General features: G+C 64.3%; 25 protein-coding genes. 19 read left to right on the top strand and 6 right to left on the bottom strand.

Annotation, left to right across the window (positions count from 1 at the left end; all coding sequences use genetic code 11):
• The first annotated feature begins 169 nt into the window (after positions 1-169).
• The 6 genes from AC1DDA_RS18310 (at position 170) to AC1DDA_RS18285 (ending at position 7894) form a co-directional block, all read left to right on the top strand.
• Positions 170-2320 (top strand): thiamine pyrophosphate-dependent enzyme, encoded by a 2151-nt coding sequence (locus AC1DDA_RS18310; RefSeq protein ID WP_476796805.1) that lies wholly within the window; start codon positions 170-172, stop codon positions 2318-2320.
• Positions 2321-2325: 5 nt separating this feature from the next.
• Positions 2326-3900, top strand: a complete 1575-nt coding sequence (locus AC1DDA_RS18305; protein WP_441510654.1) for an indolepyruvate oxidoreductase subunit beta family protein — start codon at positions 2326-2328, stop codon at positions 3898-3900.
• A 138-nt stretch (positions 3901-4038) separates the two neighbouring features.
• Positions 4039-5613, top strand: a complete 1575-nt coding sequence (locus AC1DDA_RS18300) for a Re/Si-specific NAD(P)(+) transhydrogenase subunit alpha (protein ID WP_476796804.1) — start codon at positions 4039-4041, stop codon at positions 5611-5613.
• Positions 5614-5626: 13 nt separating this feature from the next.
• A complete protein-coding gene (locus tag AC1DDA_RS18295) occupies positions 5627-7060 on the top strand; it encodes an NAD(P)(+) transhydrogenase (Re/Si-specific) subunit beta (protein WP_476796803.1) in 1434 nt (477 codons plus the stop codon).
• Positions 7061-7234: 174 nt separating this feature from the next.
• Entirely contained in the window at positions 7235-7579 is a 345-nt protein-coding gene (locus AC1DDA_RS18290; RefSeq protein ID WP_476796802.1) for a hypothetical protein, read from the top strand.
• A 33-nt stretch (positions 7580-7612) separates the two neighbouring features.
• On the top strand, positions 7613-7894 hold the full coding sequence (locus AC1DDA_RS18285; RefSeq protein ID WP_441510596.1) for a hypothetical protein: 282 nt from the start codon (positions 7613-7615) through the stop codon (positions 7892-7894).
• Positions 7895-8322: 428 nt separating this feature from the next.
• On the opposite strand, the gene AC1DDA_RS18280 is transcribed toward AC1DDA_RS18285, so the two are convergent.
• Positions 8323-8526: a hypothetical protein gene (locus AC1DDA_RS18280; protein ID WP_476796826.1), complete on the bottom strand. Its 204-nt coding sequence runs from the start codon at positions 8524-8526 to the stop codon at positions 8323-8325.
• 324 nt (positions 8527-8850) lie between these two features.
• Between AC1DDA_RS18280 and AC1DDA_RS18275 the strand changes: the two genes are divergently transcribed.
• The 9 genes from AC1DDA_RS18275 (at position 8851) to AC1DDA_RS18235 (ending at position 12446) form a co-directional block, all read left to right on the top strand.
• Positions 8851-9123: a hypothetical protein gene (locus AC1DDA_RS18275; RefSeq protein ID WP_476796801.1), complete on the top strand. Its 273-nt coding sequence runs from the start codon at positions 8851-8853 to the stop codon at positions 9121-9123.
• A 140-nt stretch (positions 9124-9263) separates the two neighbouring features.
• Positions 9264-9923 (top strand): methyltransferase family protein, encoded by a 660-nt coding sequence (locus AC1DDA_RS18270; RefSeq protein WP_476796800.1) that lies wholly within the window; start codon positions 9264-9266, stop codon positions 9921-9923.
• Positions 9924-10329: 406 nt separating this feature from the next.
• Entirely contained in the window at positions 10330-10539 is a 210-nt protein-coding gene (locus AC1DDA_RS18265; protein ID WP_441468576.1) for a cold-shock protein, read from the top strand.
• Between the two features lie 139 nt (positions 10540-10678).
• The gene (gene rpsU, locus AC1DDA_RS18260; protein WP_441510593.1) at positions 10679-10939 is read left to right on the top strand and encodes a 30S ribosomal protein S21; all 261 of its coding nucleotides are present in this window, start codon (positions 10679-10681) and stop codon (positions 10937-10939) included.
• A gap of 17 nt (positions 10940-10956) precedes the next feature.
• Positions 10957-11292, top strand: coding sequence for a DUF6481 family protein (locus tag AC1DDA_RS18255; protein ID WP_476796799.1), 336 nt, complete (start codon positions 10957-10959; stop codon positions 11290-11292).
• A 43-nt stretch (positions 11293-11335) separates the two neighbouring features.
• Entirely contained in the window at positions 11336-11593 is a 258-nt protein-coding gene (locus AC1DDA_RS18250) for a hypothetical protein (RefSeq protein ID WP_476796798.1), read from the top strand.
• Between the two features lie 2 nt (positions 11594-11595).
• Positions 11596-11871 carry a hypothetical protein gene (locus tag AC1DDA_RS18245; RefSeq protein WP_476796797.1) on the top strand — a complete coding sequence of 92 codons (276 nt, stop codon included), beginning with the start codon at positions 11596-11598 and terminating at the stop codon, positions 11869-11871.
• Entirely contained in the window at positions 11819-12232 is a 414-nt protein-coding gene (locus AC1DDA_RS18240) for a hypothetical protein (RefSeq protein ID WP_476796796.1), read from the top strand. Before AC1DDA_RS18245 ends, AC1DDA_RS18240 begins: the two co-directional genes overlap by 53 nt.
• 10 nt (positions 12233-12242) lie before the next feature.
• A complete protein-coding gene (locus AC1DDA_RS18235) occupies positions 12243-12446 on the top strand; it encodes a DUF4167 domain-containing protein (protein WP_441510590.1) in 204 nt (67 codons plus the stop codon).
• 208 nt (positions 12447-12654) lie between these two features.
• On the opposite strand, the gene AC1DDA_RS18230 is transcribed toward AC1DDA_RS18235, so the two are convergent.
• Both AC1DDA_RS18230 and AC1DDA_RS18225 read right to left on the bottom strand, forming a co-directional pair.
• Entirely contained in the window at positions 12655-12972 is a 318-nt protein-coding gene (locus AC1DDA_RS18230; RefSeq protein WP_476796795.1) for a Dabb family protein, read from the bottom strand.
• Positions 12973-12977: 5 nt separating this feature from the next.
• Entirely contained in the window at positions 12978-13751 is a 774-nt protein-coding gene (locus AC1DDA_RS18225) for a ferredoxin--NADP reductase (protein ID WP_476796794.1), read from the bottom strand.
• 583 nt (positions 13752-14334) lie between these two features.
• Between AC1DDA_RS18225 and AC1DDA_RS18220 the strand changes: the two genes are divergently transcribed.
• Together AC1DDA_RS18220 and ald are read left to right on the top strand one after the other, a co-directional pair.
• Complete coding sequence (locus tag AC1DDA_RS18220; RefSeq protein WP_476796825.1) at positions 14335-16680, top strand: xanthine dehydrogenase family protein molybdopterin-binding subunit; 2346 nt, start codon at positions 14335-14337, stop codon at positions 16678-16680.
• Positions 16681-16738: 58 nt separating this feature from the next.
• The gene (ald, locus tag AC1DDA_RS18215) at positions 16739-17854 is read left to right on the top strand and encodes an alanine dehydrogenase (RefSeq protein WP_476796793.1); all 1116 of its coding nucleotides are present in this window, start codon (positions 16739-16741) and stop codon (positions 17852-17854) included.
• Between the two features lie 43 nt (positions 17855-17897).
• On the opposite strand, the gene AC1DDA_RS18210 is transcribed toward ald, so the two are convergent.
• From AC1DDA_RS18210 to AC1DDA_RS18200, 3 genes are all read right to left on the bottom strand, one after another.
• Positions 17898-18776 (bottom strand): LysR substrate-binding domain-containing protein, encoded by an 879-nt coding sequence (locus AC1DDA_RS18210; protein WP_476796792.1) that lies wholly within the window; start codon positions 18774-18776, stop codon positions 17898-17900.
• A 158-nt stretch (positions 18777-18934) separates the two neighbouring features.
• The gene (locus AC1DDA_RS18205) at positions 18935-19735 is read right to left on the bottom strand and encodes an aldolase (RefSeq protein WP_476796791.1); all 801 of its coding nucleotides are present in this window, start codon (positions 19733-19735) and stop codon (positions 18935-18937) included.
• A 10-nt stretch (positions 19736-19745) separates the two neighbouring features.
• Positions 19746-20075 (bottom strand): SDR family oxidoreductase, encoded by a 330-nt coding sequence (locus AC1DDA_RS18200; protein WP_476796790.1) that lies wholly within the window; start codon positions 20073-20075, stop codon positions 19746-19748.
• A gap of 68 nt (positions 20076-20143) precedes the next feature.
• Between AC1DDA_RS18200 and AC1DDA_RS18195 the strand changes: the two genes are divergently transcribed.
• Together AC1DDA_RS18195 and AC1DDA_RS18190 are read left to right on the top strand one after the other, a co-directional pair.
• Positions 20144-20620 carry a CMD domain-containing protein gene (locus AC1DDA_RS18195; protein WP_476796789.1) on the top strand — a complete coding sequence of 159 codons (477 nt, stop codon included), beginning with the start codon at positions 20144-20146 and terminating at the stop codon, positions 20618-20620.
• A complete protein-coding gene (locus AC1DDA_RS18190) occupies positions 20617-21195 on the top strand; it encodes a peroxidase-related enzyme (protein ID WP_476796788.1) in 579 nt (192 codons plus the stop codon). The genes AC1DDA_RS18195 and AC1DDA_RS18190 overlap by 4 nt, the downstream gene beginning before the upstream one ends.
• The last annotated feature ends 3 nt before the right edge of the window (positions 21196-21198 follow it).

Below are 21198 nucleotides of genomic sequence, written 5' to 3'. Positions count from 1 at the left end.
GGATACAGCGCCTTGGCGGGCAGCTTGCTCGCCGGAGATCTCCTCCGTGTTTTGATTGCGAACGCCGAAGTTAGGTCTTTCTTTGCTTGCAAATGGGCCAATTGACAGCCGGCGATGCTTATTAGATGAATGTGCATATAAATTTCAGTCGCGCGATGAGGGGTGCGCCATGGCCGAACGGTCCTTCGCGAAGGAAGTGCAGGATCTGCGCCTGACGGAAGGAGAAATCTTCCGCGGCGAAGGTATCCTCGCGCTGACCAAGGCCTTGCTGCAATCCGGCGTGGCCTACGTCGCCGGCTATCAGGGTTCGCCGATCTCGCATCTGATGGATGTGTTGGCGGACGCCAAGGACGTTCTCGACGAGCTCGGCGTTCATTTCGAGTCGTCCGCCTCGGAGGCGGCCGCGGCAGCGACGCTCTCGGCATCGGTGATGTACCCGCTGCGCGGCGCGGTGACGTGGAAATCGACGGCGGGCACCAATGTCGCCAGCGACGCGCTGACCAATCTCGCCTCCAGCGGCGTCAATGGCGGCGCGCTGATCATTCTCGGCGAGGATTATGGCGAGGGCTCCTCCATCCCGCAGGAGCGCAGCCACGCCTTTGCGATGAAATCGCAGATCTGGCTGCTGGATCCGCGCCCCAATCTCGAATCCATCGTCAAATCCGTGGAAGACGGCTTCGCCCTGTCCGAGGCCTCGCATACGCCGGTCATGCTGCAGGTGCGGATCAGGGCCTGCCATGTCCATGGTCATTTCGTCGCCAAGGCGAACAAGGCGCCGGCCTTCACGCTCCGGGAAGCCCTCGAGCGACCGCTGCGCGATGTCGACCGCGTCGTGCTGCCGCCGGCCTCGATGCTCCAGGACCGGCAGAAGCTGCAGCAGCGCTGGCCCGCCGCCGTCGAGTATATTCGCACGCATCGGCTGAACGAGTTCTTCGGATCGGCCCAAGGGGATGTCGGCATTATCCTGCAGGGCGGCATGTACAATTCCGTGATCCGCGCCCTGCAATATCTCGGCCTCGCCGACGCCTATGGCGAAACCAGCGTGCCGCTCTACGTGCTGAACGTGACCTATCCGCTGGTTGACGGCGAAGTCGCGGCGTTCTGCGCCGGCAAGCGTGCCGTGCTCATGGTCGAGGAAGGTCATCCCGCCTATCTGGAACAAGCCGTCGGGATGGTGCTGCGCCAGCACGGGCTATCCGCGACGCTTGCCGGCAAGGACGTGCTGCCGCTCGGCGGCGACTATACGGCGGCCGTGCTGACCAAGGGGATCGACACTTTTCTGGCCGCCCATGCCCGTCCGCTCCTGGGCAACCGGGCGCCACCGCCCAATGCCGATGCGGTCCTCATGACCCCCGAGGTCAAGGAACTGGCAACGGTCGTGCCACCGCGCCCCGCCGGCTTCTGCATCGGCTGCCCGGAGCGACCGATCTTCGCGGCGATGAAACTCGTCGAGAAGGAGCTCGGTCCGCACCACATCTCGTCCGATATCGGGTGCCATCTGTTCTCGATCCTGCCGCCGTTCAATCTCGGCGGCACGACCATGGGATACGGGCTCGCGGGCGCTTCTGCCTCCGCCTTCAACGTGCCGGCCGGGAAGAAGCCGATCTCGGTGCTCGGCGATGGCGGCTTCTGGCACAACGGCCTGACATCGAGCGTCGGCAATGCGGTGTTCAACAAGCAGGATCAGGTCATCCTGATCGTCGACAACTTCTATTCTGCGGCGACCGGCGGGCAGGACATCCTGTCGTCGCGTGCGACGAACGACACGCGCTCAACCAAGCATTCCATCGTCCAGGCGGTGAAGGGTATCGGCGCGGGCTGGGTGCGCCAGATCGAGCGCACCTACGATGTCGGCCGGATGCGAGACACCTTGAAGGCGGCGCTCACCTCGACCGAACCGGGGCCGAAGGTCATCGTCGCCTCCTCGGAATGCATGTTGAACCGCCAGCGCCGCGAAAAGCCGCTGTTCAATCGCGCGGTGAAGGACGGCCGGCGCATGGTCAAGGAGCGCTTCGGGGTCGATGAGGATGTCTGCACCGGCGATCACGCCTGCATCCGCCTGTCCGGCTGTCCTTCGCTCTCGGTCAAGGAAACGGACGATCCGCTGAGGGACGATCCCGTGGCGTCGATCGACAATAGCTGCGTCGGCTGCGGCAATTGCGGCGAGGTAGCCGAGGCCGCGGTGCTTTGCCCCTCCTTCTACCGCGCCGAGATCATCCATAACCCGTCCTTGCGCGACCGGCTGCTCTCCCGGGTTCGGAGCGCTGTGATCGGCTTCCTGCAGCGCCGGCGCGATCGCCGCCGCATCGTTTTCGGTTGAACGCCATGACCGACATCGCTCCCCCCGCCGCAGCCGGCGAGCGGCATGAACGGCCGATTTCGATCGCGATCCTCGCCATGGGCGGCCAGGGCGGCGGCGTGCTCTGCGACTGGATCGTCGACCTGGCCGAGCGGCAAGGCTGGGTCGCGCAATCCACCTCGGTTCCCGGCGTCGCCCAGCGGACCGGCGCGACGATCTACTACATAGAAATGCTGCCGGCGCGCGCGGGGCGCCTGCCGGTGCTGTCGCTGACACCGACGCCGGGCGATGTCGATGTGGTGATGGCGGCCGAGTTCATGGAAGCGGGCCGCTCGCTTCTACGTGGCTTCGTCACGCCGGAGCGGACCACCTTGATCGCCTCGACCCATCGCTCCTTCGCGGTGGCGGAAAAGGAGAAGCCGGGCGGCGGAATCGCCGACCCCGCTACGGTGACGGCCGCGGTCGCCATCGCGGCGCAGCGCTCCGTTATGTTCGACATGCAGGCGCTGGCGGAGCGCAATGGCAGCGTGATTTCAGCGGCTCTGTTCGGCGCGCTGGCGGGCGCGGCTGCACTCCCCTTTCCGCGCAGCGCCTTCGAGGAGGCGATACGCGCCGGGGGGAAGGGCGTCGAGCCCAGCCTGCGCGCCTTCGCGGCGGCAGCCGAGCGGGCGGCAGTACGATCGATCGAATTGCCGCAACCTGTCGGAAAAACTCTGCTGCCACCTCCACGCAGCGTCGGAGCCCCGAAGCTTGATGCACTGCTCGGCCGGCTCCATGACGGGTTTCCCGAGCAGTTGCACCCGATCCTCTTCGCCGGCTTGAGGCGCTGCGTCGATTACCAGGATACGGCGTATGGAGCCGAATATCTGGCGGAACTGTCGCGATTGCTGGAACGGGACCGTGCGGCCGGTGGCGCTGAAAAGGCCTATGCGTTCGCGGCGGCGGCGGCCAAGTATCTCGCCGCCGCGATGAGCTATGACGATGTCATCCGGGTTGCCGATCTGAAGACCCGCCCCGCTCGGTTCGCCCGGATCGACCGCGAGACCGGGCGCAAGCCCGACCAGATCCTCTACATGACCGAGTTCATGCATCCGCGCATCGAGGAGGTGGTGGGCTCCTTGCCCGCTGCCCTCGGCCGCAGCCTGGAAAAGCGACCCGGCCTGCTGCGCCGTCTTGGCCGCCTAACCGATCGTGGACGGCGCGTACGCACCGGCACGGTCTCCTGGTTCCTGCTGCTCTATGGGATATCGGCCTTGCGCCCGGTTCGCCGCAGCCTCCTGCGCCATCAGCGCGAAATGGAGCACATCCGCGAGTGGCTGGAGCGCGCCGAGGAGCTCTTGATCGGGGATTATGACCTCGCCGTCGAAGTGCTCGCCAGCAGGCGCTTGGTGAAGGGTTATTCGGATACTCACGCGAGGGGTCTATCGAAATTCGATCGCGTCCTCGCGGCTGTGCCGATGTTGACCAGCCTGCCGGACGCGGCCGGCTGGCTGAACCGCTTGGTTCGCGCTGCGCTCGCCGACGAGGACGGGACGATGCTGGACGGAGTCTTGCGGACGCTCGCGAATCTGCAGCCAGCTACGAACCCTTCAGCGACTTGACGAATTGGCAGGTGAAAGGCAGCGGTTCCCGTCACGGTCCGGCGCCTGTATCTGCCGGAGGTGGAATGCGACCAAAAATCGTTTGGCTGTGATGGGGCGTTCATCCATCACAACGCCAATTTACCAGTGGGGGGCACCGTGAGGATCGGATCACCGAAGGAAGTTGTGGCTGGCGAAGCGCGGGTTGCAATGACGCCCGAGAGCGCGCTGCAGCTCCAGAAACTCGGCTATGACTGCCTGATCGAGACCGGGGCGGGTGTCGCTGCCGGATTCACGGACGAGGCCTATCGCGCTGCCGGCGTGAGCGTGGTCGAGACCGCCGCCGCGCTCTGGGACGCGGCCGACGTGATCGCCAAAGTGCGGCCGCCCGAGGCGGCGGAAGCGGAGCGCCTGAAGGCCGGCAAGACCTTGATCTCGTTCTTCTACCCCGCGCAGAACAAGGAGCTTCTGGAGCTCTGCAAGGGCACGGGCGCCGACGTCATCGCCATGGACATGGTGCCGCGCATCTCGCGCGCCCAGAAGATGGACGCCCTGTCCTCGATGGCGAACATCGCCGGCTACCGCGCCGTGATCGAGGCCGGCAATAATTTCGGCCGCTTCTTCACCGGCCAGATCACGGCCGCCGGCAAGGTGCCGCCGGCCAAGGTGCTGGTCGTGGGCGCTGGCGTCGCTGGCCTCGCCGCGATCGGCACGGCGACCTCGCTCGGCGCCATCACCTACGCCTTCGACGTGCGGCCGGAGGTCTCCGAGCAGATCGAGTCGATGGGCGCGCAGTTCGTCTTCCTCGACTTCAAGGGTGCGCAGCAGGACGGCGCCTCGAGCGGCGGCTATGCCGCGCCGTCGAGCCCCGAGTTCAGGGAGGCGCAGCTCAAGAAGTTCCGCGAGCTCGCCCCCGAGATCGACATCGTCATCACCACGGCGCTGATCCCCGGCCGCGACGCGCCGGTGCTCTGGACCGCTGATATGGTCGAGGCGATGAAGCCGGGCTCGGTCATCATCGACCTCGCTGCCGAGCGCGGCGGCAATTGCGAGCTGACCAAGGCCGACCAGAAGATCGTCACGCCGAACGGCGTCACGATCGTCGGCTATACCGACTTCCCGAGCCGGATGGCGGCGCAGTCCTCGACGCTCTACGCCACCAACATCCGCCACATGATGACGGATCTGACGCCGGGCAAGGACGGCAAGCTCGCCCACAACATGGAAGACGACGTCATCCGCGGGGCGACGGTCGCCTTCCAGGGCGCCATCACCTTCCCGCCGCCGCCGCCGAAGATCGCCGCCATCGCCGCCCAGAAGCCGAAGGAGAAGGCCAAGGAGCTGACGCCGGCGGAAAAGCGGGCGCAGGAGGCCGCCGCCTTCAAGGCGCAGACCCGTTCGCAGCTCATGCTGCTCGGCATCGGCACGGTCGTGATGCTGATCGTCGGCGCCTATGCGCCGGCGAGCTTCATGAGCCATTTCATCGTCTTCGCGCTCGCCTGCTTCGTCGGCTTCCAGGTGATCTGGAACGTGTCGCACTCGCTGCACACGCCGCTGATGGCGGTCACCAACGCGATCTCCGGCATCATCGTGCTGGGCGCGCTCCTGCAGATCGGCTCCTCGGGCTGGCTCGTCACCATCCTGGCGATGATCTCGGTCCTGATCGCGTCCATCAATGTCGTAGGCGGCTTCCTGGTCACGCGCCGGATGCTCGCCATGTTCCAGAAGTCCTGAGGGGGGCTCGGACATGAGCATCGGTATCGTTTCCGCGGCCTATATCTCCGCCGCCATCCTGTTCATTTTGTCGCTCGGCGGCCTGTCGAACCAGGAAAGCGCCAAGCGCGCGGTCTGGTACGGCATCGCCGGCATGGCGCTGGCCATGGTCGCCACGGTCTTCGGGCCGGGCAGCGGCAAGCTCTGGCTCGTCATCGTCATGTTCGCCATCGCCTCGGCCATCGGCTGGCAGGTGGCGATGAAGGTGCAGATGACCGAGATGCCGCAACTGGTGGCGGCGCTGCACTCCTTCGTCGGCCTCGCCGCCGTGCTGATCGGCTTCAACGCGCATATCGAGCTCGGCTATGTGCAGGCGCTGGAACCCGCCGCCCGCGAGGCGCTGACCGGCTTCGCCGCCGTGCTGGCGCACAAGACAGGGGTCGAGATCAGTATTCTGAAGGTCGAGGTCTTCCTCGGCGTCTTCATCGGCGCGGTCACCTTCACCGGCTCGGTCGTCGCCTTCGGCAAGCTCGCCGGCAAGGTCGACGGCAAGGCGAAGAAGCTGCCCGGCGGCCATCTGCTGAACGCCGGCGCAGCGGCTCTCTCGCTGCTGATGCTGATCCTCTACGTGCAGGGTGCCGGCATCTGGACGCTGATCCTGATGACGCTGCTCGCCTTCTTCATCGGCTACCACCTGATCATGGGCATCGGCGGCGCGGACATGCCGGTCGTGGTGTCCATGCTGAACAGCTATTCGGGCTGGGCGGCCGCGGCGATCGGCTTCACGCTCGGCAACGACCTCTTGATCGTCGTCGGTGCGCTGGTCGGCTCGTCCGGTGCGATCCTCAGCTACATCATGTGCAAGGCGATGAACCGCTCCTTCGTCTCGGTCATCCTCGGCGGCTTCGGCAACACCACCGGCCCGGCCGAGGCGATCGAGGGCGAGCAGATCGCGATCGACGTGGAAGGCGTCGCGGCCGCGCTGAACGAAGCCGACAGCGTCATCATCGTGCCCGGCTACGGCATGGCGGTGGCGCAGGCCCAGCAATCGGTCTCGGAACTGACGCGCAAGCTGCGCGCCGCCGGCAAGGAGGTGCGCTTCGCGATCCACCCGGTCGCCGGTCGCCTGCCCGGCCATATGAACGTGCTGCTGGCCGAGGCGAAGGTGCCCTACGACATCGTGCTGGAAATGGACGAGATCAACGAGGACTTCCCGAACACGGACGTCGCGATCGTCATCGGCTCCAACGACATCGTCAATCCCGCCGCGCAGGAGGACCCGAACTCGCCGATCGCCGGGATGCCCGTCCTCGAGGTCTGGAAGGCGAAGCAGGTCTTCGTCTCCAAGCGCGGCCAGGGCACCGGCTATTCCGGAATCGAGAACCCGCTCTTCTACAAGGAGAACACAAGGATGTTCTACGGCGACGCCAAGGCATCGGTAGACAAGCTCCTGCCACAGGTCGCGTGAAGCAATCTGCGGTGCGTCGGCGACGGCTATGACAACGCTGTCGCCGAGGCGATCAACGGACTCTACAAGGCCGAGCTGACCCATGGACGTGAGCCCCGGTGGTCCGAACCCGTCCGTTGGGTCGCGATGCCCCCCTCGGCCTGAAATCGAGGGGGTGCTGAGGCCCGGGCAGTGATGCCGAAACTTGAATCTGAAGAGTCTTTCGGCCTTAGCAGGGATTACGGCGACCGCCGGAAACGCGAAAATGAACTGGTTCAGTTGCTCATTCCCGTCAGCCGGAGCCTGAAAAATGCGGATGGGAAGCGTCAGGAAAGTTCGAACTATTTCCCGCATGATCCGCCGCTCTCTGCCGCTAATCGATTGAATTTCAATCGGGTGACTGGACAATCGGCCGCTGCCCGGCCATTTGCGTCACAGCGCAAAAATAAGGCTCGCTGTCCGTTGATCTCCTGGCGCATGCCCTGTGCTCGCGCATCTTACCACTTCCAGTGGCAGCGGGCGGATTCCAGGGGCCTGTGAGCATTCGGCAAGCTGCGGGCCAAGAAGGCGAAAATGTCTAAACGTACAAAATCCAAAGCTCTCGACACCGAGTTCACGATGTTCGATGTCGTTTACGAAGACGGATCGAGAACCTCCAACCGGCGCGTGCCCACATCCTTGCTCGGTGGCCTGGACGGCGACGAGCCCGCGCGAACGACGATTATGGAGCAGGATCGCGCGATATCCGAGCGGTCCGGCAAGCCACCTTTGGCAATAGCGACGATCGCACGGTCCACTAAGGCGGCAGTCGAGCAGGACAAGCGCAAGGATGACCGCAAGAAGCGCTCGGCGTGACAGGGCGGGCCAACGCACATCAAGCGACACCACGGCGAGGCGGCTGTCGTTCGTCTAAGTGTCGAAGTTGATCGCCGCGTCGCGCTGACAGCCGCTGACGGAAAGGGCCCGAAAAGGGCCGTCCAGCCCAGTCCCCAGTTCCCCCGACGCGCAAGAATGGATGCAAACACCGCAAGGAACGCGGTTGGCCTTTCCTGAGCGGCGCAGCTATCGGATGTTCGGTGTCAGGCGCCTCCGGCGACAAAAGTCACGCCGATGCGCCTTTCGCGGCCACGCGTCGATTTTCGCTATGGCCGGGGGTCTTTGTGACATCGATCACCGGCTTCCCGCTCCTCGGGCCGGGTGGTTAGCCGTCGCCGCACGAGGGGGGCTGGCGACAGCTTCTGAGAATGGCGGCGATCGACCAGCTCATGTCGCCGAGAGGAGCGTCAGCCGGCGCCTTCGTCAGCGCCATTCACATCATAGCCACGGGTCACCCCATATTCGCTCGAGGACCCTCGCTTTTCATCCAGCCGATACCCCGTCGCGGCCAGGCCGCGACGAAGCAGCTCGCGGACAGCGGCTGCGCGACTCGGCATTCGGTTATTGAACCGAAAATCCTCGAGGGCTGCGAGTTCCTCGCTATCGACCATGATCTGCAAGCGCTCGCCTCGCGCGAGATCATTGCCCTTCGCGGTGCTCTCCGACATCAGACTTACTCATTTGCCGCTCTTGCCTCATTATAGGTAGAATGCCCATGAAGCGATTTTGTTTCAAGAGAGCGGACCTGACATTGTTGCTAAACAAGCGCCGCTATCTGTCATTAAGCTGTTGAATATATTTGATTTTTGTTGATTTCCGCAGGTTTCTGCCGTAGATTTGGGAGAGGGCTGGATGCGCAGAATTTCGCGCGCTCGCTTGCAGCCCCGTAATCAGCGACTGGCGAGCCCATGTAACCGACAATCGAGGCGTACACCGTGGCCATGCCTTGGTACGAGCCGGAGGATTTCCAGCAGCTTTGGGAGCTCGCTCACGATCGTGACGAGATGCCTTCGGATTACGAGACCTGGCATCGGAATGCCGTCGCCGTCATGAATGCGTGGCTCGCAAGAGGCCGGGCGCTGGAAATCGTTACCGTTCGGCCAGCCGAGTTTCTGGCGTGGCTCGCGGAGGCCGGCCTTCCGAACACGGCCGAGACACGCCGCAGCTATGTCGAGCAGCGTGCGAGCCATTGTCACGACGTGGCTTGAACGGTCGGTCCGCGACGTGCCTTCCTTCGGCTGAAGGAGTGCGCGAAACGCGGGCGTTGGCCTATGCGCCGGTAGGGCCGCGGTGACGGGCGGATCATGCGCAGCGGTATTTCGTCTCCTCTGACATGGTATGATTGGGGATGCCAATCTCGGCGTATCTCCAGGCCGTCTTGTTCGTGGTCGCTGCGGCCATCGCATTGTTTGCCGCCGCCGGTACGGTCGCCGTTCCGGGCTTTTGGGCGTATCTGGCAATCATTGCCGTCGTCGTGATCGCTTCATTCGCGGCGCTCGATCCGGACCTCCTGCGCGAACGCATGCGGCCTGGCGGCAGCAAGCCGCCGTTCGCACTGCGGGCCTTTTCACTGGTTCTGTTCGTGCACTGGGTCGTTGCCGGGCTCGATCGCGGTCGATTCCATTGGAGCGACGACGTGCCTGGCTGGCTGCAGGCGGTTTGCCTGAGCGCGGTCGCGGGCGGTTACGCCCTGGCGCTTTGGGCAATGCGCGTGAACCGCTTCTTCTCCTCGGTCGTTCGCATCCAGACCGACCGTGGTCACCACGTGGTCACCACCGGCCCTTACGCCTTCGTCCGCCATCCCGGATATGCCGCCGGAATTCTGATTCTGCTGGCAAGCGGACCAGCACTCGGGTCGTGGCTCGCAGCCGCGCTCGTCGCCATTTTCAGCCTGCCGTTTCTGCTCTATCGCACCATCACGGAGGATCGAGTTCTTCAGGCAGAGCTCGCAGGCTATGCGAACTACGCTGCGCGGGTTCGGTGGCGGCTGATCCCTGGCATTTGGTGAAGACCAAAGCTGCCCAGGCTGACATTGGTGAACGCAGGCGTTCGGCCAAACCCAGTTCGGCCTCATTGCTGCTCGAGGGTGCGGGCTGGGCGTGCCCGCCGCTCCACAGGCGGCCAGCCCAGGGAGGCTCCGATGGCGAGTGGCAGTCCGGATCGACCCCGCTCTCGCCACGAGGCCGGCTCGTTTTCGACCGAGCGGGCAGTCACCCGATAATGTTCCGAGAATACTGATGCGAATCGGCACTCATTTGACAATGCGCTCGCCAAACACCATCTTAGGGGAATCGATCTAGGCCGAACGAATTGGCCCCGCGCACCATCGCGCTTTGCTGACGAACTTCCTGCTCAAATCGAGACATGCGTTGCATTCCGCAGCGTGTGAGCGGTCGCTTTTACAGGAGGTCAGCATGGCCAGCGGCACAGTCAAATGGTTCAACACCGATAAGGGCTTTGGCTTCATTCAGCCGGAAGATGGCGGGCAGGATGCCTTCGTCCATATCAGCGCCGTCGAGCGGGCAGGGCTGCGCACGCTCCGGGAAGGCCAGAAGGTCTCCTATGAGCTGGTGCAGGACAAGCGCTCCGGGAAGGTCTCTGCGGATAACCTGCAGGCCGAGTGAGCTGAGATGCCGTCTGGCGCGGCAATCGAGATATGCGGCGACCGCGGATGTACCGGCGCCGTACGATTGAGCGACGGATGGCCACGGAGGGTCGGGATCAACCCGGCCCTTTTTTGTTTTCACCAGAAGGGAAGTTCGAATGCAGGTTCTTGTCCGCGACAACAATGTCGATCAGGCGCTCCGTGTTCTCAAGAAGAAGATGCAACGCGAAGGCGTGTTCCGCGAAATGAAGGCGCGCCGCTCCTACGAGAAGCCGTCTGAACGGCGCACCCGCGAGAAGGCGGAAGCCATTCGCCGCGCTCGCAAGGCTGCTCGCAAGCAGGCCCAGCGTGAAGGATTGCTGCCGGCTCCGAAGCGCGTGGAGCGGCCCGCTCGTCCGGCGCGGCCTGCGCTGGCATAATAGGCGAGGTTTGTGGCTTGGGCTTCGATCTGCAGAATGTCGCCGATCGCCGGACCAGCCCGACCACTGCCAAACAGGCGCGGTTGGAGCGCTTCAAGACACGCCCCAACGGCGATGATACGCTCTCGGTCCGGCGCTGGGCCGAGCGGCAGGTGGAGAAGACGGCCGGGCTCGCCGATACGGAGCGTCTCCCAGCGGCCGAACGTGAGCGCATCGCCCGGCCGAGCCGCCGAGAGGGGCGTGTGCGCCATGCCCCGCGACGGGCTGAACTGTCGAGGGTCGGCGTCGAGCGGCCCCGGAACGCCCCGCTCGAAACCGTTCGATCACTGCAGGAACGCGCGGCGCGGGAATGACGCTCGCGCTTTTGGCATCGCGCGGGCAGGAAGGAGTTAGCGGATGTCGGATAACAGGATTTCGCCGGAAGAGGCCCGACTACGAGCCCAGAGCAGGGCGACGCTGGCAGCGCAACGTCGCGCCGAGGCTGAAACCGCTCTTGACGCGTTGCGCAAGGAACAGATCGCCATTCGCGAGCGAACGGCGAGATTGCGAGCACAGCGGCTCGCCAAGGAGGCCGCCGACGCCAAGGCAGCTGGCGAAGCTGCAATGCAACCGAAGCCAAAGCGTAACGCACGGACGAAACCGACTTCTCCCTGATCGTGAAGCAGGAGGTGGTTATGGATACGACAGTTCGCCCGAATCTATCCAATCGATGGGGCGTCACCGACCTGCTGGAGCGCTCGGTCTGCTCGATCGTTCGTGATCCTCATGACCAGTTCTGGATCGTCCTGACCGTCGACGAGCTTCCCCGGATGGTTGACGTGTTGCGCGGCCCTTTCGAGGCGATCGATGGCGCGATGACTGCCATCGGGAAGAACCTGCATGGTTCGTGCCGGCATGGTGCAGCTGTCAGGCCTGCGAATTATTTCCCCTGACGTAGCTGCGGCAACTTCAAACGGCCACAATGGTTCACTAAAAGGTTTTATCGACCGAGCTATTCGGCTGGCCTCGCCGCGACAGGCGCGTTGCCCGATATTTCACTCTTTCGACAATCGAACGCCGCTTCGCGGCTTACGCTGCCTGCATTCTGCACGGCAGCCTTACAGGCTGCGCGGACAAGCCGCGCGCCACTGGACACATATGAAAAATACGACTCAATACGAACATAAGAAATTGCGCGTTGCCGTCACGGCCTTGCAGCCATTGCCTCCGAAAGCTTCATCAAGCTGGATGCCCGAACCTTGTGGCCTCTCGCGCGAAGAATTGCGCAAAATCGTCGCGCGGATCATGGGCTGAGGAGAAAGCCATGGACCTCCAACACCGCAAGCTGCCTGCTGGCGATATACGCAATCGGGCAGGGCGAGCGGCGGATTTGGATATTCGGGCGCATTTCGAGCGCGCCATGGGCTCCGCGCGAAAGCGTGAAGCGACAGGCGATCGCGTTGAAGCTGAACGCTTCTATCAGCAGGCGGATCATTTTCGCCGCTTGCTGAACCGCACAGCCGCATAGGAGGCGCGGCGCGCTTCCGTCAGAAATCGATGCCACCCCGTCTAACATAGGGGCCGGATCACCGCTGCGGCGCGGCCGCATGCGCCTTCACTGCCAGTAGCGACGCGCGACGGCGATCGAAGTCTTTCGGTCACGGGCAACCGGCCCCACCATCGGACCAGCGACCCCGTCGGCACCCGCAGCTTGAAGGGGCGCCGCGGCCGGCGTTTCAGCGGGCGACCGCCGGTTCCGTCGTCGCCTCGGCGATCACGTAGTCCGCGGCAAGCCTCAGCTCACGCAGGGGCCGCACCCGTCTTATCGCTTCGGCATAGAGCTCGTGGGCCTTGTACGCCGCGAGGGCAGCGTGATCCGCGAATTCGCCGTAAACGACGATGTCGACTTCGGAACTCAGCGGATCCGACTTCCGATTCTCGGCAATCTCGAGCCTGAGAGCATGAGGGATGCCTGTCAGGATCGACAGGCCTTTGCGAATCGCCTCGATATTCTCCGGAGCCTTGGCGCTGAAAAATACGATGTGCCGGATCATGGCTGCTACTTCTCGACAAAAGCCTTTTCGATCACGTAGTCGCCCGGCTCCCCGTGATTGCCCTCGTGCAGGCCATGCGCCGTGAAGATCGACTTCAGATCGGCCAATAATTGCGGCGAGCCGCAGAGCATGAAGCGATCATTGCGTGGATCGAAGCCCGGCTGCCCGATATCTGAAAAGAGCTGGCCGGAGGTCAGCAAATCGGTGATGCGTCCGCGATTGCGGAACGGCTCGCGAGTCACCGTTGGATAGTAGACGAGCTGTTTGCGGATCATGTCGCCGAGGAATTCGTCCTGCGGCAACTGGCTCTGAATCCGCTCGCCATAGGCCAGCTCCGCGACCTGCCGGCAGCCATGCACGAGCACGACGCTCTCAAAGCGCTCATAGGTCTCGGGGTCGCGGATCAGCGAGAGGAAGGGTGCGAGGCCGGTTCCGGTGCCAAGCAGGAAAAGGCGCTTGCCGTCACGGAGATTGTCGAGGACGAGCGTGCCCGTCGCCTTCTTGCCGACGACGATAGGATCGCCGACCTTGAGGTTCTGGAGTCGCGACGTCAGAGGCCCGTTCGGCACCTTGATCGAGAAGAATTCCAGGCACTCGTCATAGTTGGTGCTCGCGACGCTGTAGGCCCGCAGCAACGGCTTCTCGTCGACCTTGAGTCCGATCATCGTGAACTGGCCGTTCTTGAAGCGGAATGCCGCGTCGCGAGTCGTCGTGAAGCTGAACAGCGTATCGGTCCAGTGATGAACGCTGAGAACCTGCTCCTCGTAGAAATTGCTCATCGGACCGCTTTTTCCTTGGCGACGATTCTTGTCTTGCTCGGCTTATCGGCGGCGTTTGATAAGCAGATTTGGCCATTGGAATCAACGGTGGTAATTTTATTCTATAGAAACCTCTTTTGACATAAATCATTATTTGTAGAAGCGCTTTCGTATAGAATTTTGCTTGCGTCACGCGCAGCCGATGCCGTCCGTCGATGCGGACGATAAATGGCTTCGGTCGCCCTCCGAAACGCGCTCCCGCGTCGAACAGGCCCGTCAACCGCGAACATGATCGCTGCCGGCGTAGCGTCCTGTGGAAGTTGAACATTGCAGACCGTGCGTCGGATCGGCGCAGTATCTGGTTACGTCATTGGCGTTTCCGCGAGGGCAAAGCTTCAGGTCGCGCCGCGCCGCGCTATCCGACACGGTCAATGGAGCCATGCCGCAGCCCCAGGCGCCAATTCGATCCGGCACGCATATGGTTGTGCGCCGTCGGGTCCGCCGCTCGCAATGAGGTGGCGCCGCGCGAGGTCGAAGGCAAAGGCAGCTATCTGCCTGAGCCAGCGCCTCGGTTTCTGTTCGATAGTGGTGCCTTGCGATGAATATGCATGTGTCTCGGGTCGATCGCGCGACCGGCCGCGTCGGAATTGGCCAGTCTGTCCCGCGCAACGAGGATGCCGCGCTGGTCCGCGGTCAAGGGCGCTACACCGACGATCTTGCGCTGGAAGGACAGCTCTACGCGGCTTTCGTCCGAAGCCCGCATGCGCATGGCGTCATTCGCGGCATCGATACCGAAGCTGCGAAAGCGATGAAGGGTGTCGTCGCGGTCTACACGGCCGATGATCTGGAGGGGCAGAACTACGGAGCGCTGAAATGCCAGGTGGACCTGCCGAACCGGGACGGGACCGCGATGAGGAAGCCGGTCCGCAAGGCACTTGCCGCGGATAAGGTGCGCTTCGTCGGCGACCCCGTGGCGATGGTCGTGGCCCGCACGGCGCAGCAGGCGCGCGATGCCGCCGAGGCCATATCGCTGGATATCGACATCCTGCCCGCCGTCACCTCGGTGGAGGCGGCGCTTGCCCCGGACGCGCCGCAGCTGTTCGATGAGGTTCCCGGCAACCTCATCCTCGACTACCATTTCGGCGACGCTGCGAAGGTCGCGGCGGCCTTTGCCAAGGCCGCGCATGTCACGCGGGTGCAGATCGTCAACAACCGCATCATCGTGAATCCGATCGAGCCGCGCGCCGCGATCGGTACCTATGACCGCAAGACGAAGCGTTACACGCTCCATGCCCCGAGCCAGGGCGCTTTCGGCATGCGCAACAACCTGGCGGCGGCGATGGGTGTCCCGCATGACCGGATGCACTTGCTGACCGGCCATGTCGGCGGCTCCTTCGGCATGAAGTCGGCCGTGTTCCCGGAATATGTCGTGCTGCTACATGCGGCGCGGCTGCTGAATAAGCCGGTGAAATGGACCGACCAGCGGTCCGAGAGCTTCGTTTCCGACCATCACGGCCGCGACATGATCTTCGAGGCCGAGCTCGCCCTCGATGCGCGCGGGCGGTTCCTGGCGACGCGCTTCACCGGCACCGGGAATATGGGCGGTTATCTCTCGCCCCCCGGCCCAATGATGGCCACGCTGAACATCGGCAAGAACAGCGTCGGCATGTACCGCACGCCGCTGGTGGAGGTGCAGACGCGCTGTGCCGTCACCAATACCGTGCCGATCGCGGCCTATCGCGGCGCCGGACGCCCCGAGGGTAACTATTTCATGGAGCGGCTGATCGATACCGCGGCCCAGGAAATGGGCATCGACCGGGCTGTCCTCAGGCAGCGCAACCTGATCGGGCCGAAGCAATTGCCGTGGAAGACCCCGATCGGGACCGTCTATGACAGCGGCGACTTCCCGGCGCTCTTCGCGCGGGCGCTGGAGGCCGCCGACTGGAAGGGCTACCGGACGCGCGAGCGCGCCAGCCGCAAGGCCGGCAAGCTGCGCGGCCGCGGGATCGGCTGCTATCTCGAAGTCACCGCCCCTCCGACCAACGAGATGGGCGGCATCCATTTCGAGCCGGACGGAACGGTCACCATCGTGACCGGGACGCTCGACTATGGGCAGGGACACTGGACGCCCTTCGCCCAGGTCCTGACGAGCCAACTGGGCGTGCCCTTCGAGAAGATTCGCCTCGTTCAGGGGGACAGCGATCGACTGATCGCCGGCGGCGGCACCGGTGGCTCGAAATCGATCATGGCGAGCGGCTCGGCGATCATCGAGGCGAGCCTGCTCGTCATCGAGAAAGGCAAGCTGCTGGCCGCGCACTTCCTGGAGGCCGGTGTCGCCGATATCGAATTCGCCGATGGCCGCTTCGGCATCGCTGGCACCGACCGCTCGGTCGGCATCATGGAGCTCGCCCGCAAGCTGCAGGCGGGCGCAGCCTTGCCCGATGACCTGCCGCGGGCGCTGGATGTCGACCATGTCTTCAAGGCGGCGCCCTCTGCCTATCCCAATGGCTGCCACATCGCCGAGGTCGAGATCGATCCGGATACCGGGCATGTCGAGATCGCGAGCTATGTTATGGTCAACGACTTCGGGGTGCTGGTGAATCCGATGATCGTCGAGGGGCAGCTCCATGGCGGGGTCGTGCAGGGCATCGGCCAGGCGATCTGCGAAATGACCTCCTATGACGAAAGCGGCCAGCTGATGACCGGCTCCTACATGGATTATGCGATGCCGCGCGCGGCGGACGTGCCCTTCTTCACCTTCATCAGCGAGGGCGTGCCGACCCGAACCAATCCTGTCGGCGCCAAGGGCTGCGGGGAGGCCGGATGCGCCGGTTCCCTGCCTTCGGTGATGAATGCGATCGTCGATGCACTCTCGCCCCATGGAGTGCGCCATATCGACATGCCGGCGACGCCGCAGACCATCTGGAGAGCCATTCACTCGCGGGCTTAGTCCCGCGCCGGCACCGGCGCGCGACTAGCCAAGCTCCAACCATAACGAGGAGGAAGCAATGCGCGTCGGTGTACCCAAGGAGATCAAAGTCCACGAATACCGGGTCGGGCTGACCCCGGAAGCCGTGCGCGAATACACCGCAGCGGGCCATGAAGTCCTTGTCGAAACAACTGCCGGAGCCGGCATTTCTGCGCCCGACACGGCCTATGAGGCAGCGGGCGCCAGGATCGTTGGGAGAGCAGCACAAGTCTTCGCGAGGGCCGAGCTGATCGTGAAGGTCAAGGAGCCGCAGCCGTCGGAGTGGGTGCAGCTCCGCGAGGGACAAATCCTGTTCACCTATCTGCACCTCGCCCCTGATCCAGAGCAGACGGCCGGGCTCCTGAAGTCGGGGGTCACGGCAGTCGCCTACGAAACCGTGACCGACAAGGCCGGCGGCCTGCCATTGCTGGCGCCCATGAGCGAAGTGGCAGGCCGGCTTTCGATCGAGGCTGCAGGGGCCTGCCTGCAGCGGCATGCTGGGGGGCGCGGCGTGCTGATCGGCGGTGTGCCGGGGGTGCCTCCGGCGCGCATTGCGATCATCGGAGGCGGTGTCGTCGGCACTCACGCAGCGCGCATGGCGGCGGGTCTGGGAGCGGATTTGGTGATTCTGGACCGGTCCCTGCCGCGGCTCAGGCAGCTCGACGAGCACTTCGGCGGCAGGGCGCGGACACGCTATTCCACGCTCCATGCGATCGAGGAAGAGGTCCTCGCTGCGGATGTCGTCATTGGTGCGGTGCTCATCCCCGGCGCGGCCGCGCCGCGCCTGGTGTCGCGCTCCCAGCTTTCCAGGATGAAGCGCGGTGCGGTCCTCGTCGACGTCGCAATCGACCAGGGCGGTTGTTTCGAAACCTCCCATCCGACGACGCATGCGGACCCGACCTTCGAAATCGACGGCGTGATCCATTACTGCGTCGCCAACATGCCGGGTGCCGTGCCGCTGACGTCGAGCTACGCGCTGAACAATGCGACACTGCCCTTCGGCTTGGCGTTGGCCGCAAACGGTCTGGATGCGATCCGCAACGATCCGCATCTCGCCGCGGGCCTCAACGTGCATCGCGGCCAGATCACCAACGCTCGGGTCGCGGAGAGCCTGCGCCTGCCGTACACGCCCGCGCAAGCGGCGCTTGCCGCCTGACGGTGCGACCCAGCGCATGCCTCGCTTTCGCAAGCCCAGGTTATCAGCGCGCTTCCATGAGGCAGCCTATGAAATCGCGTACAAGCTGCGATTTAGGCCGGTCGGGCGGCAGGATGAGGAAGCTGCGGCTCTGCACCGGCGGCTCGAAAGGCCGCAGCACGAGGCGACTCTGATCATGGCCCGCGATTGCGTAAGGGCTGATTAGCCCAACGCCTACTCCCTGTGCCACCAGCGCGCAAACGGTGGCGGCGTAGATCGTCTCGACGACGACACGCGGCGGCACTGCTCCCGCCTCTGACATGATCATGTCGAAACGCTGCCGAGCGCGATCCTCCGGAACATAGGCGACGAAATCGATGCCGGACAGATCGTGAGGGCCGATCGTCTCCCGCGAGGCGAGGGGGTGGCCGAGCGGGATGGCGCAAAGGGCGCGCGGCTGGACGAAGACCTGGTGGACGACCCCGGTGACATCGATCTCGTCGGCGGCAAGACCGACATCGTAGATGCCGGCAGCCACTCCATCCCGGACGTCGCGCGAGGGCAGGACCATAAGCGTGACGGTCGCATCCGGGCGCAATTGGCGAAAGCGCAGAACGGCGTTCGGAACGATCGAAGAACTCAACGCCGAGAGGGTGGCGACGCGAAGTTGACCGGCACCATAGTCGCGAATACGTGCCGCGCTGGCGCGCAGCCGGTCCATCCCGCGGAAGTTCGCCTCGACCTCCGCGAAGAATGTGCGTCCCTCCGGTGTCGGCACGATGCGGTTGCGCACCCGGTCGAAGAGGGCGAAGCCCAGCGACCTTTCGAGCTCGGCTATCAGCCGGCTGACACCGGGCTGGGTGACGCCCAAAATCTCCGCGGCTCGCGAGACCGTGCCCGCCTTCATCACGGCGGCAAATACCTCGATCTGTCGGCTGTTCACATTCGGTCCACCCGGCGCATCCTATTCAGGTAGATGCTCGTACATGCCGAGCACAAGCGGACATCCTCCCTGGCTCCGCGGTCGCGGCATTTGGATGCTCTTTCCGGATCCAGGCGTCGCCGTTGCCCGACATGCTGCGGTGCCGCGCCAGTTTGCCGCTAATGACGATATTGCGGCTCCTCCAGATCAAGCTGCCGCCGAATGGATGCGAGATGAAGCCGGGCTGACTCGGGATCTCCCTCGCGCATCTGTCGATACGTGGCTTCTGCGATATCGGACGGGACGGATCTGACCGGGCGGCCGGTCGACATGGCCAGAACCTGGACCTGTGCTGCGCGTTCCAGATAGTAGAGGTCGTCCCAGGCTTCCGCGACATTGGGAGCCAGCACCATCACCCCATGATTGCGCATGAACACGATATCCGCGTGGCCCACCGCGCTGGCGATGCGTGCGCCCTCTCCATGATCGAGCGCCAGCCCGTTGTACGCGCTGTCGACGACCGTGCGACCGTAGAATTTCAGAGCGGTCTGGCCGGCCCAAATAAGCGGATCGCCCTCGGTCATGCTCAGCGCTGTCGCGTAGGGCATATGCGTATGGAAGGCCACCTTGGCCCGAGGAACGCGCCGGTGAATCTCCGCGTGGATGTAGAAGGCCGTCGCCTCAGGCTGGCCATCGCCCGCGATGACATTCCCTTCGAAATCGCAGATCAGAAGCTCGGAAGCGGTGATCTCGCGAAAAGCCCTTCCGTAGGGATTGACGATGAAGAGATCATCGTGCCCGGGCACCACGGCCGAGAAGTGATTGCAGATGCCTTCTTCGAAGCCGTGGCGCGCCGCGGCGCGAAAGCAGGCTGCCAGATCTTCCCGAACCGTCCGGATCGCCTCCGAGGAGAAGTCCGGACGATTGTCCTGGGTCCGCACGGCCGCCGGCGTGAACTTGGGGTTGAGGCTGTGGGCCATCGCAAATCCTCTAAGGCGTTTCGGGTACGAAGGTCGTTCGGCGGCACTCATGCCAGCATTTTTCGTACCATATCCCGGCGTGGTGGCCAGTGACGAGCCGAGCTGCATCATCCGCGGGAAACGCGGTCGCGGCATCGACATCGTCGGTGGCGACCAGTTCGCGAGCGGGAACTTCGCGGCTGGTCTTCTCCAGCAGGAGTGTCGATCCAGGAGCGCCCGAAGCGGTGCGTGCCGAGGGCGGGCCGGCCGCAATCGCGTGCACGCGGATCCTCCGGGTCTGGCGCGCAGCGCGCGGGCACGGCTGCGCCCTTGCACGCCGACCGCGATCGATCCTTGACATAGCGCAAACGGCGGGCTTCATTCGTTATAAGCATTAACTCGATAAGTTGATGCATGAAGGGAATTGCTATGACCCAGACCGGTCCCGAGGCGTCTCCCTGGCTCGAAGCGGAAGCTCTGACCGCGGCGCACGCGCGCGCCAACATCATCGAGATGAGCCGCCAAGCCGAAGCCGCGGTAATCCAGCCCCGGGATCCCGGTGGGTTTCCAGCTCAGTGGCGGATGGCGATGGCTGCGCGCATCGCAACCCTCAATGGCCAGTCGAAGCTGGCCTCGCACTATCTCGCGGCGATTGCCGAGCCGGCTGTCCGCAATCTCGCCGATCCGGCGCAGACCAGCAGCGACGCGCGGGAACGGGCCGCCATCGCCTTTATGGACAAGGTCGCAGCCGAGCCACGTGCGGTCGTCGCCGAGGATATCGAGAGGCTGAAGGCAGCCGGCGTCGCGGAAGCCGACATCGTGCGCCTTTGCGAGCTCAACGCCTTCATGAGCTACCAGTGCCGGGTCTTCGCCGGGCTCGCTGTCCTCAAAGGAGCTGCGGCATGAGCCGGATCGTCCATCGCTTCACCCGCACCGTTCCCGAGTGGCAGCCGCGGGTCACCCCGGTCGATCTGGCCAGCGCCACTCCCGAGCAGCGCGACGCGCTGAAGATCACGCCGTCGAACACCAAGGTCTCGGATTATGTGCTGGTCCTGGCGCATGATCCGGAGACGCTGTCGGTGCGCTCGCCGCTGTTCAACGCGATCATGTACGATCCGGGCGGCATGAGCCGGGCCGAGCGCGAGCTTGGTGCCATCGGTGCCTCGATCGTCAATCGCTGCATCTACTGCGCAGCCGTGCACGCCTCCCGCCACGCACAGCTCAGCAAGGACACCGCCGTCACCGACGAGCTCTTCGCGCGTGGCGAGCAGGCACAGCTCTCGCCGCGCGACCAGGCGATCTTCGACTTCTCGGTCAAGCTCTCGCAATCRCCCCCGGCCGTCACTGATGCGGATGCCGCCAAGCTGCGCGAGGCCGGCATCAGCGAGGCCGAGGCGGTCGACCTCATCTTGTCCACTGCGCTGTTCGGCTGGGCCAACCGGCTGATGCACGTGCTCGGCGACCCCGTCCGCAACGACTGACGC

The organism is Allobosea sp. 10N428 (genome assembly GCF_056394545.1).
The sequence above is the reverse complement of the archived record's forward strand: the minus strand, read 5'-3'. Positions and strand labels throughout refer to the sequence as shown.